Raw genomic sequence first — 14,729 nt, 5'->3', positions numbered from 1 at the left:
GCGCATAAAAATAATCAGTGGGAGTACATCTACATGCAAGCGACCAAGCCGACCCACGTCCGCTATTTGATTTTGCTCATGCTTTTTCTGGTGACCACGATCAACTATGCCGACCGGGCTACCATCGCCATCGCGGGTTCCAGCCTGCAAAAAGACCTCGGCATCGACGCGGTCACCCTCGGTTACATCTTCTCTGCATTCGGTTGGGCCTATGTGGCCGGGCAAATTCCCGGTGGCTGGTTGCTGGACCGTTTCGGCTCGAAAAAAATCTACGCGCTCAGCATCTTCACCTGGTCGCTGTTCACCGTGTTGCAGGGCTATGTCGGTGAGTTCGGCATGTCCACGGCGGTGGTTGCGCTGTTCATGCTGCGCTTCCTGGTGGGCCTGGCCGAAGCGCCATCCTTCCCCGGCAACGCACGCATTGTGGCGGCCTGGTTCCCGACCGCTGAACGCGGTACGGCGTCGGCGATTTTCAACTCGGCGCAATACTTCGCCACGGTGCTGTTTGCGCCGCTGATGGGCTGGATCGTTTACAGCTTCGGCTGGCAGCACGTGTTTATCGTCATGGGCGTGATCGGCATCATCTTCTCGGGGATCTGGCTGAAGGTTATCCACAGCCCGCGTCAGCACCCGATGATCAATGACGCCGAGTTCAAGCACATCGCCGATAACGGCGGCATGGTCGACATGGACCAGGACAAAGGCAAAGGTAAAAAGGGCGACGGTCCGAAGTGGGACTACATCCGCCAGTTGCTGACCAACCGCATGATGCTCGGTGTGTATCTGGGGCAGTACTGCATCAACGGCATCACCTACTTCTTCCTGACCTGGTTCCCGGTGTACCTGGTGCAAGAACGCGGCATGACCATCCTCAAGGCCGGTTTCATCGCCTCATTGCCGGCGATCTGCGGCTTCATTGGTGGCGTGCTCGGCGGCGTGATTTCCGACTACCTGCTGCGCAAAGGCCATTCCCTGACCTTCGCCCGCAAGGCGCCGATCATTGCTGGCCTGCTGGTCTCCAGTAGCATCGTGGCCTGTAACTACGTGGACGTTGAATGGATGGTCGTCGGCTTCATGGCCCTGGCATTCTTCGGTAAAGGCGTGGGTGCGCTGGGTTGGGCCGTGGTGTCTGACACCTCGCCAAAACAGATCGCCGGTCTCAGCGGTGGCTTGTTCAACACCTTCGGCAACATCGCTTCGATCACCACCCCGATTGTCATCGGCTACATCATCAGCTCCACTGGTTCGTTCAAATGGGCGCTGGTGTTTGTCGGTTGCAACGCACTGGTCGCAGTGTTCAGTTACCTGGTGATCGTCGGTCCGATCAAACGTGTGGTACTCAAGGAGCCGCCCGTCAGCGGTCCTGAAACCAATAACAAATTGTCTCAAGCGCATTCCTGAGGAGCGGCGTCATGCAGTTGATTGAACATTCCGACTCGCCGCGCTACATCCGCCTGCACGAGCGGGACAACGTAGTGATCGTGGTCAATGACCAAGGCGTGCCGGCCGGCACTGAGTTTCCGGACGGCCTGGTCACCGTGGACTTCGTGCCACAGAGCCACAAGGTCACCCTGGAAGACATTCCCGTGGGTGGCCAGGTGATTCGTTACGGGCAGACCATTGGCTACGCGTTGCAGCCGATTCCGCGTGGCAGCTGGGTCAAGGAAGATCAACTGCGCATGCCCACCGCACCACCGCTGGACAGCTTGCCGCTGTCCACCGAAGTGCCGGCGGCGCAGGCACCGCTGGAAGGCTTCACGTTCGAGGGTTATCGCAACGCCGACGGCACCGTCGGCACGCGTAACATTCTCGGGATTACCACGACAGTTCAGTGCGTCACCGGCGTGCTGGACCATGCGGTCAAGCGCATCAAGGACGAGTTGCTGCCCAAGTATCCGCACGTCGATGACGTGGTCGCGCTGACCCACAGTTATGGCTGTGGCGTGGCGATTACGGCGACTGACGCGTACATCCCGATCCGTACCGTGCGCAACCTGGCGCGTAACCCGAACCTGGGTGGCGAAGCGTTGGTGATCAGCCTGGGCTGCGAGAAATTGCAGGCCGGGCAGGTGATGCACGAGAACGACAGCTCGGTGGATTTGAGCGATCCGTGGTTGTACCGCTTGCAGGATTCGAGTCACGGTTTCACCGAGATGATCGAGCAGATCATGGCGCTGGCCGAGACCCGTTTGAAGAAGCTCGATCAGCGTCGCCGGGAAACCGTGCCGGCGTCCGAGCTGATTCTGGGCATGCAGTGCGGCGGCAGCGATGCGTTTTCCGGCATCACCGCCAACCCGGCGCTGGGTTATGCCTCGGACCTGTTATTACGCGCGGGTGCGACGGTGATGTTTTCCGAAGTCACCGAGGTGCGCGATGCGATTTACCTGCTGACTTCCCGCGCAGAAACTGAGGAAGTCGCTCAGGAACTGGTGCGCGAGATGGACTGGTACGACCGTTACCTGGCCAAGGGCGAAGCGGATCGCAGCGCCAACACCACGCCGGGCAACAAGAAGGGCGGGTTGTCGAACATTGTCGAGAAGTCCCTGGGCTCGATCGTCAAATCCGGCAGCAGCGCGATCAACGGGGTGCTTGGCCCGGGCGAGCGCTTCAAGCGCAAAGGGTTGATCTTCTGTGCGACCCCGGCCAGTGATTTTGTCTGCGGGACGTTGCAATTGGCGGCGGGGATGAACCTGCACGTGTTCACTACCGGGCGTGGCACGCCGTATGGTTTGGCGATGGCTCCGGTGGTGAAGGTGTCGACCCGGACCGAGCTGGCGCAGCGTTGGCCGGACTTGATCGACATCGATGCCGGACGGATTGCGACCGGGCGGGCCTCGATTGAAGACCTCGGCTGGGAGTTGTTTCACTACTACCTGGATGTGGCTAGCGGCAAGAAGCAAACCTGGGCGGAGAAGCACAAGCTGCATAACGACATCACCTTGTTCAACCCAGCGCCGATCACGTAAGACTGTGGCGAGGGAGCTTGCTCCCGCTGGACTGCGTAGCAGTCCCAACTTTGGGGCCGCTTCGCGGCCCAGCGGGAGCAAGCTCCCTCGCCACAGGTTCCCCATCACTTGCTCGACCAGACGCCGATGTCCTCCGTGGCTTATCATTAGCCCCCTAACGACGCTCACCCAAGGTTATCCCCGGCATGCTGGCTATCTTCCTCGAAACCCTGAACATCACCGCGCCGGTGTTTGCCATGCTGTTTCTGGGGGCACTGCTCAAGCGCATCGACTGGATTAACGACAACTTCATCCACACAGCGTCGGCCTTGGTGTTTAACGTCACCATGCCGGCGTTGCTGTTTCTGGGCATCCTGCATGCCGACCTGCACGCCGCGTTGCAACCGGCGCTGCTGATCTATTTCTCGCTGGCGACGCTGGTGTGTTTTGCCATCGCCTGGGGCTGGGCGATCTGGAAGTGTCCGCGGGAAGACCGGGGGATCTACACCCAGGGCGCCTTTCGCGGCAATAACGGGGTGATCGGCCTCGCACTGGCGGCAAGCATGTACGGCGACTACGGGATATCCCTCGGGGCGATTCTCGCGGCGTTGGTCATCCTGTTTTACAACACGCTCTCGACCATCGTGCTGGCGGTGTATAGCCCGGTGATCAAGTCCGACCCCTGGAGCATCTGCAAAAGCGTGATGGTCAATCCGCTGATCATCAGCGTGTTTGCGGCGGCGCCGTTTGCCTACTTCCAGATCAGCTTGCCGGGATGGCTTGAGAAGTCCGGTCAATACCTGGCGCAAACCACCTTGCCGCTGGCGCTGATCTGCATTGGCGGCACGCTGTCGCTGGCGGCCCTGCGCAAAAGCGGCAACATGGCGCTGAGCTCAAGTCTGGTGAAGATGATCGGCCTGCCGATTCTGGCGACGCTGGGGGCGTGGCTCTGGGGCTTTCGTGGTGCGGAGTTGGGAATTCTGTTCCTGTACTTCGGCAGCCCGACCGCCGCGGCCAGTTTTGTCATGGCTCGTCAGGCCAATGGCAATCATGAACTGGCGGCAGCGATCATCGTGATCACCACGTTGATGGCGGCGATCACCACCAACATCGGGATCTTCCTGTTGCAGTGGGGCGGGTGGATCTAGTCGGCCTTCTGGTAACTGTCGATCACTTCCTGCGCCGCCCGAAACGCATCGATGGCCGCCGGTACACCGGCATACACCGCGCAATGCAGCAGCGCTTCACGAATCTCTTCCACGGTGCAGCCATTGTTCAGCGCACCGCGCACGTGACCTTTCAATTCCTGCGGGCACTTCAACGCGGTCAGCGCGGCGAGGGTGATCAGGCTGCGGGTTTTCAATGGCAGGCCTTCGCGGTTCCAGACGCCGCCCCAGGCGTGCTCGTTGACGAAATCCTGCAGCGGTTGAGTGAACTCGGTGGCATTGCCCAGCGCGCGGTCGACGAAGGCGTCACCCATCACTTGGCGGCGGACTTCAACCCCAGGCTTTTTATCATCGGTCATGGCAATTCCTTATTGTGGTGTTGGCGACGCCAGGCGCGCAGCGACGTGAACAGCAAAAACGCCATCAGCGCCGGCAGGACAAAAAACAGCATCAGGTGTTCAAGCTTGCCGGCCAGCGGCATGCCGGTGGTGAACGACACCACGTGCAGACCGTAAGCCAGATACAAACCCAAAAACAGCAGACCTTCGGCACGGGTCACCCGGTAACCGGAATAAAACACCGGCAGGCACAACACCGCGACGCCGAGCATCACCGGCAAGTCGAAATCCAGGGCGTTTGGCGATACCGACAGCGGCGTCGGAGCGATCAGTGCGGTGAAACCCAGCACGCCCAAGAGGTTGAACAGGTTGCTGCCGATCACGTTGCCCACGGCGATGTCGCGTTGACCGCGTAACGCGGCGATCAACGAGGTCGCCAGTTCCGGCAGGGAGGTGCTGACAGCAACAATGGTCAGGCCGATGATCCGCTCCGACAACCCCAGATCGGTCGCGACCGAAACCGCCGCGCCCAACAGCAAGTGCCCGGCGTAGACCAGCATCGCCAAACCCACGGCGATCATCAGCAGACTGCTGAGCCATGGCGCTTGCGGGACTTCGTGGGTCGTCGATTGCGGGCGGGTCGAGTGCCGCGACTGGCGCAGCAGCAGGCCCAGATATAGCACCAGTGCCGCGAGCAGCAGCACGCCATCGGCGCGGGTCAGTTCTTCGTTCCACGCCAATACGAACACCAGCAGGCTGGCGCTGATCATCAGCGGAATATCCAGGCGCACCAGTTGCCGTGAAACCCGCAGCGGGATGATCAGCGCCGAGAGCCCGAGGGTGACGAGGATGTTGAAGATGCTACTGCCGATCACGCTGCCGACGGCGATGTCGGCGTTCTGTGCCAGGGTCGCTTGCAGGCTGACCGCCATCTGCGGTGCGCTGCTGCCGAGGGCGACGATGGTCAGGCCGATAATCAGCGGTCGTACATGCAGGCGCGCGGCGAGGCGAACGGCGGCGCGCACCATCAGCTCAGCGCCGGCGATCAGCAACAGCAAACCGCTGAGCAATTCAATCACGCTGATCAGGGGTATATCGGCAAGTCCGAAAATGGTTGGCGCTCCGTCTATCAGTCGTCGAGGGCTTGCACGCGAACCTTCGCGGTGCCGCTTCTGAGCATACCCAGTTGTTCGGCCGCTTCATGTGAAACATCGATCAGACGCCCACGAGAGTACGGCCCGCGGTCGTTGATGCGCACCACGCAGGATCTGTCGTTATTCAGGTTGGTAATCTTCACCCGGGTGCCGAACGGCAACTGGCGATGGGCGGCGGTCAGGGAATTCTTGTTGAAACGCTCGCCACTGGCGGTGCGTTTGCCATGGTGTTTGGCGCCGTAATAGGACGCCGTGCCGGTCTTGTCGTAGCCGTGTGGATCGATGACATCGGTGCTGGCGCAACCGGCCAGCAAAGAGAGCAGGGCGCAGGCACTGAGCAGACGCTTCATAGGCGGTGTTCCCAAAACAAATGTGGGAGCGGGCTTGCTCGCGAAGGGGGTATCACATCCAACATCAATGTTGACTGATACACCGCTTTCGCGAGCAAGCCCGCTCCCACAAGGATCAGAGCCAGTTTTGAGTGCTGGCTCCATTCTCATCAGCCTTCGAGCTTGCTTTTCAGCAGTTCGTTGACCTGTTGCGGGTTGGCCTTGCCTTTGGAGGCTTTCATGGCCTGGCCGACGAAGAAGCCGAACATCTTGCCGCGTTTGGCTTCGTCTGCCGCGCGGTACTGTTCAACCTGTTCGGCGTTGGCTGCGAGCATTTCGTCCAACACTGCCGAAATCGCGCCCGTGTCGGTCACTTGCTTCAGGCCTCGCTTGTCGATGATCTCGTCCGCGCTGCCTTCGCCGTTGGCCATGGCTTCAAATACCACCTTGGCGATTTTGCCGGAGATGGTGTTGTCGGTGATGCGCAGCAGCATGCCGCCCAGTTGCTCGGCCGAGACCGGCGACTGATCGATGTCCAGGCCCTGTTTGTTCAACAGGCTGCCCAATTCAACCATCACCCAGTTGGCCGCCAGCTTGGCGTCGCCGCCGATGCTCACGACTTTCTCGAAGTAATCGGCTTGCTCGCGGCTGGTGGCCAGGACGCTGGCGTCGTAGACCGACAGACCGAACTGCGCCTGGAAGCGCTCGCGTTTCTGCGGTGGCAATTCCGGCAGGGTGGCGCGCACGTCGTCGAGGAACGAGTCTTCGATGACCACCGGCAGCAGGTCCGGATCGGGGAAGTAACGATAGTCGTTGGCTTCCTCTTTGCTGCGCATCGGACGGGTTTCGTCCTTGTTCGGATCGTACAGTCGGGTCTGCTGGATCACCCTGCCGCCGTCTTCGATCAGTTCGATCTGACGCTGCACTTCGGTGTTGATCGCCTTCTCGATGAAACGGAACGAGTTCACGTTCTTGATCTCGCAGCGCGTGCCGAATTCAACCTGGCCTTTCGGGCGGATCGACACGTTGCAGTCACAACGCAGCGAACCTTCGGCCATGTTGCCGTCGCAGATGCCGAGGTAACGCACCATCGCGTGGACAGCCTTGACGTAAGCCACGGCTTCCTTGGCGCTGCGCATGTCCGGCTCGGAAACGATTTCCAGCAGCGGCGTGCCGGCACGGTTCAGGTCGATGCCGGTGGCGCCGCTGAATTCTTCGTGCAGGCTTTTACCGGCGTCTTCTTCCAGGTGCGCGCGGGTGATGCCGACGCGTTTGACCGTGCCGTCTTCCAGCGCGATGTCCAGGTGGCCCTTGCCAACGATCGGCAATTCCATCTGGCTGATCTGGTAGCCCTTGGGCAGGTCCGGGTAGAAATAGTTTTTACGCGCGAACACGTTGTGCTGGCCGATCTCGGCATCAATCGCCAGACCGAACATCACCGCCATGCGCACTGCTTCCTGGTTCAGCACCGGCAATACGCCAGGCATACCGAGGTCAACCAGGCTGGCCTGGGTGTTCGGCTCGGAACCGAAAGTGGTGGAGCTACCGGAAAAGATTTTCGACCGGGTGGTGAGCTGGGTATGAATCTCCAGCCCGATCACGACTTCCCATTGCATGTGTTTCTCCTCAGAAGCCGGTTGGGGTGCGGGTGTGCCAGTCAGTGTTCAACTGATACTGGTGCGCAACGTTGAGCAAGCGGCCTTCCTGGAAATACGGGGCGAGCAACTGCACGCCGACCGGCAGGCCATCGACAAAACCTGCTGGCATGGACAAGCCCGGCAGACCGGCGAGGTTGGCGGTGATGGTGTAGACGTCTTCCAGGTACGCAGCGACCGGGTCGCTGTTCTTGGCGCCGAGCTTCCAGGCCGGGTTCGGCGTGGTTGGGCCGAGGATGATGTCGACCTCATTGAAGGCAGCCATGAAGTCGTTCTTGATCAGACGACGGATCTTCTGCGCCTTCAGGTAGTAGGCATCGTAGTAGCCGGCCGACAGGGCGTAGGCGCCGACCATGATCCGGCGCTGTACTTCCGGGCCGAAGCCTTCGCCACGGGAACGCTTGTACAGGTCTTCCAGGTTTTTCGGGTCTTCGCAGCGATAGCCGAAACGCACGCCGTCGAAACGCGACAGGTTGGAAGACGCTTCCGCCGGGGCGATCACGTAGTACGCAGGGATCGCGTGCTGCATGTTCGGCAGGCTGATTTCCTTGACCACGGCACCGAGCTTTTTCAGCTCTTCAACGCTGGCCATGACCAGGTCGGCGATGCGCGGGTCGAGACCGGCGCTGAAGTATTCCTTCGGCACGCCGATGCGCAGGCCTTGCAGCGAACCGTTGAGGCTGGCGCTGTAATCAGGCACAGGTTCGTCGATGCTGGTGGAGTCCTGTGGGTCGAAACCGGCCATGCCTTGCAGCAGGATCGCGCAGTCTTCGGCAGTGCGCGCCAATGGACCGCCCTGATCGAGACTGGAAGCGTAGGCGATCATGCCCCAGCGCGAAACGCGACCGTACGTCGGTTTCAGACCAGTGAGGTTGGTCAGGGCGGCGGGCTGACGGATCGAACCGCCCGTGTCGGTGCCCGTGGCCGCAGGCAGCAGGCGTGCGGCAACCGCAGCCGCCGAACCGCCGGACGAACCGCCGGGCACGTGTTCCAGGTTCCACGGGTTTTTCACTGCGCCGTAGTAGCTCGACTCGTTGGCCGAACCCATGGCGAATTCGTCCATGTTGGTCTTGCCCAGCGTCACGGCGCCGGCAGCGGCCAGTTTGGCGACCACGGTGGCGTCGTACGGTGCTTTAAAGTTGTCGAGCATCTTCGAGCCGCAACTGGTGCGAATGCCCTGGGTGCAGAACAGGTCTTTGTGGGCGATCGGCGCACCGAGCAGGGCGCCGCTCTCACCATTGGCCCGGCGTGCGTCAGCGGCTTTCGCCTGCGCAAGCGCCAGGTCTTCGGTGAGGCTAATGAAACTGTTGAGCTGAGGGTCGAGCTGGGCGATACGCGCCAGCAGGGTTTTGGTCAGCTCTTCGGAAGAAAACTTTTTATCGGCGAGACCGCGGGCGATCTCGGCCAGAGTCAATTGATGCATTGCAGGCTCTTTCCCTTTAGTCGATGACTTTCGGAACCAGGTACAGGCCGTTTTCGACCGCTGGTGCGATGGACTGATAGGCCTCGCGATGATTGGTCTCGGTCACGACGTCTGCACGCAGGCGCTGGCTGGCTTCCAGTGGGTGGGCGAGCGGCTCGATACCGTCGGTATTGACCGCCTGCATTTCGTCGACCAGCCCCAGAATGCTGTTCAGGGCCGAAGTGATGTGTGGAAGATCGGCATCATTAAGGCCCAGACAGGCCAGATGAGCGATTTTTTCCACGTCGGAGCGTTCAAGCGTCATGGGATTCTCCAGTGGAAGGAAAACAGAACGGATGCTATCCGTGTGTTAGATTGTCGGAACACTACCGCATTTCTACGGTCATAAGGCCGCGATTGTGGGGGTTGGTGCACAGAAAAGCGGCCAATTTAACATATTGGCGCCTTGCCCAAAATCCCTGTCGTTGTTAGAGTTTGCCGCACTTTTTTACCCACGCGTTGCCTAGGGTCCCTTTCCCATGTTCAAGAAACTGCGTGGCATGTTTTCCAGCGATCTTTCCATTGACCTGGGCACTGCCAACACCCTTATTTACGTGCGCGAGCGCGGTATCGTCCTGAATGAGCCATCGGTTGTGGCTATTCGGACACACGGTAACCAGAAAAGTGTCGTTGCTGTCGGCACCGAGGCCAAGCGCATGCTCGGCCGTACGCCGGGCAACATTGCTGCCATTCGTCCGATGAAGGACGGTGTGATCGCCGACTTCAGCGTTTGCGAAAAGATGCTGCAGTACTTTATCAACAAGGTTCACGAAAACAGCTTCCTGCAGCCTAGCCCTCGTGTGTTGATCTGCGTTCCGTGCAAATCCACCCAGGTTGAGCGTCGTGCCATCCGTGAGTCGGCCCTCGGTGCCGGTGCCCGTGAAGTGTTCCTGATCGAAGAGCCAATGGCTGCTGCGATCGGTGCCGGCCTGCCGGTTGAAGAAGCTCGCGGTTCGATGGTTGTCGATATCGGTGGCGGTACCACTGAAATCGCGCTGATCTCCCTGAACGGTGTGGTTTACGCCGAGTCCGTACGGGTTGGCGGCGACCGCTTCGACGAAGCGATCATCACTTACGTGCGTCGCAACTACGGCAGCCTGATCGGCGAATCCACTGCCGAGCGCATCAAGCAGGAAATCGGTACTGCCTACCCGGGCGGCGAAGTTCGCGAAGTCGACGTTCGCGGCCGTAACCTGGCCGAAGGCGTTCCACGCGCATTCACCCTGAACTCCAATGAAGTGCTGGAAGCTCTGCAAGAGTCCCTGGCCACCATCGTTCAGGCTGTGAAAAGTGCGCTGGAGCAATCGCCTCCGGAACTGGCTTCCGATATCGCCGAGCGTGGTCTGGTACTGACCGGTGGTGGCGCCTTGCTGCGTGACCTCGACAAGTTGCTGGCACAGGAAACCGGTCTGCCGGTAATCGTCGCTGAAGACCCGCTGACCTGCGTTGCTCGCGGCGGTGGCCGTGCGTTGGAAATGATGGATAAACACACCATGGACCTGCTGTCGAGCGAGTGATCTCGCCCGACGCATCTATGCTGTTGGCGCGCAGGCAGCACTTTGCAGTGCTGCCTGTTGGCGTTTATCTTCTGTCAGTCTGCATCCAGGCCGGTTTGATGCCGTATGAATAAAGAGAACATTTGCCTGGGAGGAGCGGCTTATTAAACCGCTTTTCACCAAAGGGCCTTCACTGGGCGTGCGCTTGTTGGTGCTGGTCGTGCTATCGGTCGCGCTGATGGTGGTCGATGCCCGCTTCACACTGCTCAAGCCAGTGCGTAGCCAAATGTCGCTGGTACTGATGCAGTCTTACTGGATCACCGACCTGCCACAGCGGCTATGGCAGGGTGTGGCCAGCCAATTTGGCAGCCGTACCGAGCTCGTCGCCGAAAACGAAAAACTCAAAACCGAAAACCTGCTGTTGCAGGGCCGCATGCAAAAGCTTGCCGCCCTCACCGAGCAGAACGTTCGGCTGCGCGAGTTGCTCAACTCCTCCGCGCTGGTCAACGAGAAGGTCGAAGTGGCCGAGCTGATCGGCATGGACCCCAACCCCTTCACCCACCGCATCATCATCAATAAAGGTGAGCGCGACGGTGTGGTCCTCGGTCAGCCGGTGCTCGATGCCCGCGGCCTGATGGGACAGGTGGTCGAGTTGATGCCGTACACCTCTCGTGTGCTGCTGCTGACCGACACCACTCACAGCATTCCGGTACAGGTGAACCGCAACGGTCTGCGGGCGATTGCCAGCGGCACCGGTAACCCGGAACGCCTGGAGCTGCGTCACGTAGCCGATACCGCCGACATTAAAGAAGGCGATCTGCTGGTCAGCTCCGGCCTGGGGCAGCGGTTCCCGGCGGGTTACCCAGTGGCGACGGTCAAGGAAGTGATTCACGATTCCGGTCAGCCGTTCGCTATTGTGCGCGCCGTGCCGACCGCCGCCTTGAACCGCAGCCGTTACCTGTTGCTGGTGTTCACCGACGGCCGCACAGCCGAAGAGCGCGCCAACGAAGCTGCCCAGGCTCAAGAGGCTTTGGACCAGCATGGTGGTGGACCGATCATTCCAGCGACCGTGCCGAAACCTGCCATCGTCCCGGCTGCTGTTGCTGCGCCCGTGACGCCGGTTGCACCGACGGCTGTCCCTGCTGCCCCTGCTGCCACAACCCCGCCCAAACCTGCGGCTACTCATCCTGCTCCTGCGAAACCTGCCGCCAGCAAGCCGCCCGCGACGCAACCTGCGGCCGCTAAACCGCCCGCTGCCGTGAAGCCTGCTGCCAAACCGCCTGTCTCTGCGCCGGCTACCACTGGGGGACGAGAATAATGGTTGGTGCTACTGCATCCCGAAACGGCTGGATGGTCTGGCTGACATTCGCCATAGGCATGCTGCTCAGCGTTTCGCCGCTGCCGCAATTCATGGAAATCCTCCGTCCACTGTGGCTGGCCTTGCTGTTGGCATTCTGGGCGTTAGCCATGCCGCAGAAAGTCGGGATGGTCACCGCGTGGTGCCTGGGCCTGGCCGAAGACGTGCTTTATGGCACGCTGCTGGGCCAGAACGCGTTGATCCTGACATTGATCACGTACCTGGTGCTGGCGCTGCAACAACGCCTGCGCATGTTCCCGATGTGGCAACAGAGCCTGGTGATCCTGGTGATCTTCGGCCTCGCGCAGCTTGTTCAACTATGGCTCAGCGCCCTGACCGGCAATCGTCAGCCGACGCTGGCGCTGGTCTTGCCGGCATTGGTCAGTGCATTGCTCTGGCCATGGATCAGCTACGGTTTGCGCGGTTTGCGTCGACGTTACAAAATCAATTAATTCGGTCAGGCATTTGCCCGCACCGGTGCCCTGTCTCGCAAATATGTTTCTTTTTTGGCGAGTGGCTGTTGTTGCCAGGCAAGGCGCCGCGACAAGTCATAGCTGGCTATGGCGAGGAGCGGCAACGCAGTATGGCAACAACAGACGCCGCCAAAAAGGAACAGTATTTGTGAGGCGGGGCACTAAACAAGGGAGATGTCTTGATGAAACAGCTGTACCTCGCCTCAGGCTCGCCGCGTCGGCGTGAACTGCTCACGCAGATCGGCGTGCCGTTCTCCGCCATCAGTGCGGAGATCGATGAAACCCCTTTAGAAGATGAATCCCCGTCGGCCTATGTCGAGCGCCTGGCGCGCGGCAAAGCCGAGGCCGGGCGCGGGACTGTCGTGTCCGACGCAGATTTTTGCGTGCTGGGCGCCGACACCGCCGTGGTGCTGGATGGAAAAATTCTCGGCAAGCCGGTTGATGAAGCCGAGGCGTGCGCCATGCTTATGATGTTGTCCGGGTGTGAACATGAAGTCCTGACGGCGATTGCGGTGCGAGAAGGTGAGCGTTGCGAGTCTCGGGTGGTGCGCAGTCTGGTGCGTTTTCGCAACATCAATCGCGATGAAGCGGTGGCCTACTGGGCCAGCGGCGAGCCGCAAGACAAGGCCGGCGGTTACGGCATTCAAGGACTCGGCGCGGTGTTTGTCGCCGGGCTCAATGGCAGTTACTCGGCGGTAGTCGGGTTACCGCTGTGCGAAACCGCTGAGCTGCTTGGCCATTTCGGCATACCCTGTTGGCAAACCCTTAACGCGCGTTGAGCGTCGTACTGACAAGATGCGGCCATTATCGTGAACATGCCTGAACGAGACCCTGCCATGAGTGAAGAGATCCTGATCAACATCACGCCGATGGAATCGCGCGTGGCGGTGGTTGAAAACGGTGTTCTGCAAGAGGTCCACGTCGAGCGCACGCAAAAGCGCGGGATCGTCGGCAACATCTATAAAGGCAAGGTCGTGCGGGTATTGCCGGGCATGCAGGCGGCATTCGTCGACATTGGTCTGGACCGCGCAGCGTTCATTCACGCCTCGGAAATCTCCCTGCGCGAAGGCCCTGCGGTCGAGAGCATCAGCGCTCTGGTTCACGAGGGTCAGAGCCTGGTGGTGCAAGTCACCAAGGACCCGATTGGCTCCAAAGGCGCACGCCTGACGACTCAGTTGTCTATCCCGTCGCGTTATCTGGTGTACATGCCGCGCACTGCACACGTCGGCATTTCGTTGAAGATCGAAGACGAAGCCGAGCGCGAACGACTCAAGCAAGTGGTCACCGATTGCGTGGCCAAAGAAGGCATCCAAGAGGCCGGTGGCTTCATCCTGCGTACCGCTGCCGAAGGTGCCGGTGCCGATGAAATCCTGATGGACATTCGCTACCTGCGTCGTCTCTGGGATCAGATCAACGAGCAAATCAAAACCATCAGCGCGCCGAGTGTGATCTACGAAGACCTCGGCCTGGCGCTGCGCACCTTGCGTGACCTGGTGAGCCCGAAGATCGAGAAGATCCGGATCGACTCCCGGGAAACCTTCCAGAAAACCACGCAGTTCGTCGCCGAGCTGATGCCGGAAATCGCCGATCGTCTTGAGCATTACCCTGGCGAACGGCCGATCTTCGACCTGTACGGCGTCGAAGACGAAATCCAGAAAGCCCTGGAGCGTAAAGTCCCGCTGAAATCCGGCGGTTATCTGGTGGTCGATCCGGCGGAAGCCATGAGCACCATCGATGTCAACACCGGGGCGTTCGTCGGTCATCGCAACCTCGAAGAAACCATCTTCAAGACCAACCTCGAAGCCGCGACCGCCATCGCTCGTCAGCTGCGCCTGCGCAACCTGGGCGGGATCATCATCATCGACTTCATCGACATGGAAGATGAAGAGCACCAACGTCAGGTGCTGCGCACGCTCGAGAAGCAACTGGAGCGCGATCACGCCAAGACCAACATCATCGGCATCACCGAGTTGGGCCTGGTACAGATGACTCGCAAGCGCACCCGCGAAAGTCTTGAGCAAGTGCTGTGCGAACCGTGCAGCAGCTGTCAGGGACGCGGCAAGCTCAAGACGCCGGAAACCGTTTGCTACGAGATTTTCCGCGAAATCCTCCGAGAAGCTCGCGCCTATCAGGCGGAAGGCTATCGTGTATTGGCAAACCAGAAAGTGGTCGACCGTTTGCTCGATGAAGAGTCGGGCAATGTCGCCGAGCTCGAAGGTTTTATCGGACGCACCATCCGGTTCCAGGTGGAAACCATGTATTCCCAGGAACAATACGACGTGGTGCTGCTCTGAATCGCTGTATTTCAACCCTGCTAGAACGGCTGGCCTCAGCTTTTTGCAGCATTTTTGCCA

The 14,729-nt window shown here is 60.2% G+C and carries 14 protein-coding genes; 8 read left to right on the top strand and 6 right to left on the bottom strand.

Annotation, left to right across the window (positions count from 1 at the left end; all coding sequences use genetic code 11):
* Positions 1-33: 33 nt before the first annotated feature.
* The 3 genes from KGB23_RS03455 to KGB23_RS03445 all read left to right on the top strand — a co-directional run bounded on the left by KGB23_RS03455 (position 34) and on the right by KGB23_RS03445 (position 4,093).
* A complete protein-coding gene (locus KGB23_RS03455) occupies positions 34-1,401 on the top strand; it encodes an MFS transporter (protein WP_223429878.1) in 1,368 nt (455 codons plus the stop codon).
* 11 nt (positions 1,402-1,412) lie between these two features.
* On the top strand, positions 1,413-2,966 hold the full coding sequence (garD, locus tag KGB23_RS03450; RefSeq protein ID WP_046045834.1) for a galactarate dehydratase: 1,554 nt from the start codon (positions 1,413-1,415) through the stop codon (positions 2,964-2,966).
* A 185-nt stretch (positions 2,967-3,151) separates the two neighbouring features.
* Positions 3,152-4,093, top strand: a complete 942-nt coding sequence (locus tag KGB23_RS03445) for an AEC family transporter (protein WP_223429877.1) — start codon at positions 3,152-3,154, stop codon at positions 4,091-4,093.
* On the opposite strand, the gene KGB23_RS03440 is transcribed toward KGB23_RS03445, so the two are convergent.
* The 6 genes from KGB23_RS03440 to gatC all read right to left on the bottom strand — a co-directional run bounded on the left by KGB23_RS03440 (position 4,090) and on the right by gatC (position 9,314).
* The gene (locus tag KGB23_RS03440) at positions 4,090-4,470 is read right to left on the bottom strand and encodes a carboxymuconolactone decarboxylase family protein (RefSeq protein WP_223429876.1); all 381 of its coding nucleotides are present in this window, start codon (positions 4,468-4,470) and stop codon (positions 4,090-4,092) included. The two genes, KGB23_RS03445 and KGB23_RS03440, sit on opposite strands and share 4 nt — an antisense overlap.
* Positions 4,467-5,528 carry a calcium/sodium antiporter gene (locus tag KGB23_RS03435; protein WP_223429875.1) on the bottom strand — a complete coding sequence of 354 codons (1,062 nt, stop codon included), beginning with the start codon at positions 5,526-5,528 and terminating at the stop codon, positions 4,467-4,469. Before KGB23_RS03435 ends, KGB23_RS03440 begins: the two co-directional genes overlap by 4 nt.
* 50 nt (positions 5,529-5,578) lie before the next feature.
* Positions 5,579-5,953: a septal ring lytic transglycosylase RlpA family protein gene (locus tag KGB23_RS03430; RefSeq protein WP_223429874.1), complete on the bottom strand. Its 375-nt coding sequence runs from the start codon at positions 5,951-5,953 to the stop codon at positions 5,579-5,581.
* 149 nt (positions 5,954-6,102) lie between these two features.
* Entirely contained in the window at positions 6,103-7,548 is a 1,446-nt protein-coding gene (gatB, locus tag KGB23_RS03425) for an Asp-tRNA(Asn)/Glu-tRNA(Gln) amidotransferase subunit GatB (protein ID WP_095129458.1), read from the bottom strand.
* Between the two features lie 10 nt (positions 7,549-7,558).
* The gene (gene gatA, locus KGB23_RS03420) at positions 7,559-9,010 is read right to left on the bottom strand and encodes an Asp-tRNA(Asn)/Glu-tRNA(Gln) amidotransferase subunit GatA (RefSeq protein WP_223429873.1); all 1,452 of its coding nucleotides are present in this window, start codon (positions 9,008-9,010) and stop codon (positions 7,559-7,561) included.
* A 16-nt stretch (positions 9,011-9,026) separates the two neighbouring features.
* Complete coding sequence (gatC, locus tag KGB23_RS03415) at positions 9,027-9,314, bottom strand: Asp-tRNA(Asn)/Glu-tRNA(Gln) amidotransferase subunit GatC (protein ID WP_008026876.1); 288 nt, start codon at positions 9,312-9,314, stop codon at positions 9,027-9,029.
* A gap of 214 nt (positions 9,315-9,528) precedes the next feature.
* On the opposite strand from gatC, the gene mreB reads away from it, so the two are divergent.
* From mreB to rng, 5 genes are all read left to right on the top strand, one after another.
* Positions 9,529-10,566 carry a rod shape-determining protein MreB gene (mreB, locus tag KGB23_RS03410; protein ID WP_002555108.1) on the top strand — a complete coding sequence of 346 codons (1,038 nt, stop codon included), beginning with the start codon at positions 9,529-9,531 and terminating at the stop codon, positions 10,564-10,566.
* 142 nt (positions 10,567-10,708) lie between these two features.
* Positions 10,709-11,863: a rod shape-determining protein MreC gene (gene mreC / locus KGB23_RS03405; protein ID WP_223429893.1), complete on the top strand. Its 1,155-nt coding sequence runs from the start codon at positions 10,709-10,711 to the stop codon at positions 11,861-11,863.
* Positions 11,863-12,354, top strand: coding sequence for a rod shape-determining protein MreD (mreD, locus tag KGB23_RS03400; RefSeq protein WP_008148886.1), 492 nt, complete (start codon positions 11,863-11,865; stop codon positions 12,352-12,354). The genes mreC and mreD overlap by 1 nt, the downstream gene beginning before the upstream one ends.
* A 203-nt stretch (positions 12,355-12,557) precedes the next feature.
* On the top strand, positions 12,558-13,154 hold the full coding sequence (locus tag KGB23_RS03395) for a Maf family protein (protein WP_223429872.1): 597 nt from the start codon (positions 12,558-12,560) through the stop codon (positions 13,152-13,154).
* 57 nt (positions 13,155-13,211) lie between these two features.
* The gene (gene rng, locus KGB23_RS03390) at positions 13,212-14,669 is read left to right on the top strand and encodes a ribonuclease G (protein ID WP_033058026.1); all 1,458 of its coding nucleotides are present in this window, start codon (positions 13,212-13,214) and stop codon (positions 14,667-14,669) included.
* Positions 14,670-14,729 lie beyond the last annotated feature (60 nt).

The organism is Pseudomonas sp. GL-B-26, from assembly GCF_019947405.1.
GTDB lineage: Bacteria > Pseudomonadota > Gammaproteobacteria > Pseudomonadales > Pseudomonadaceae > Aquipseudomonas.
This window is presented reverse-complemented; position numbering and strand designations above follow the sequence as displayed.

What these genes read in the sequence shown, in the direction of transcription:
- KGB23_RS03455 (WP_223429878.1), top strand. Translation starts at nt 34, where the DNA reads ATGCAAGCGACCAAGCCGACCCACGTCCGCTATTTGATTTTGCTCATG.
- garD (WP_046045834.1), top strand. Translation starts at nt 1,413, where the DNA reads ATGCAGTTGATTGAACATTCCGACTCGCCGCGCTACATCCGCCTGCAC.
- KGB23_RS03445 (WP_223429877.1), top strand. Translation starts at nt 3,152, where the DNA reads ATGCTGGCTATCTTCCTCGAAACCCTGAACATCACCGCGCCGGTGTTT.
- KGB23_RS03440 (WP_223429876.1), bottom strand. Translation starts at nt 4,470, where the DNA reads ATGACCGATGATAAAAAGCCTGGGGTTGAAGTCCGCCGCCAAGTGATG.
- KGB23_RS03430 (WP_223429874.1), bottom strand. Translation starts at nt 5,953, where the DNA reads ATGAAGCGTCTGCTCAGTGCCTGCGCCCTGCTCTCTTTGCTGGCCGGT.
- gatB (WP_095129458.1), bottom strand. Translation starts at nt 7,548, where the DNA reads ATGCAATGGGAAGTCGTGATCGGGCTGGAGATTCATACCCAGCTCACC.
- gatA (WP_223429873.1), bottom strand. Translation starts at nt 9,010, where the DNA reads ATGCATCAATTGACTCTGGCCGAGATCGCCCGCGGTCTCGCCGATAAA.
- gatC (WP_008026876.1), bottom strand. Translation starts at nt 9,314, where the DNA reads ATGACGCTTGAACGCTCCGACGTGGAAAAAATCGCTCATCTGGCCTGT.
- mreB (WP_002555108.1), top strand. Translation starts at nt 9,529, where the DNA reads ATGTTCAAGAAACTGCGTGGCATGTTTTCCAGCGATCTTTCCATTGAC.
- mreD (WP_008148886.1), top strand. Translation starts at nt 11,863, where the DNA reads ATGGTTGGTGCTACTGCATCCCGAAACGGCTGGATGGTCTGGCTGACA.
- KGB23_RS03395 (WP_223429872.1), top strand. Translation starts at nt 12,558, where the DNA reads ATGAAACAGCTGTACCTCGCCTCAGGCTCGCCGCGTCGGCGTGAACTG.
- rng (WP_033058026.1), top strand. Translation starts at nt 13,212, where the DNA reads ATGAGTGAAGAGATCCTGATCAACATCACGCCGATGGAATCGCGCGTG.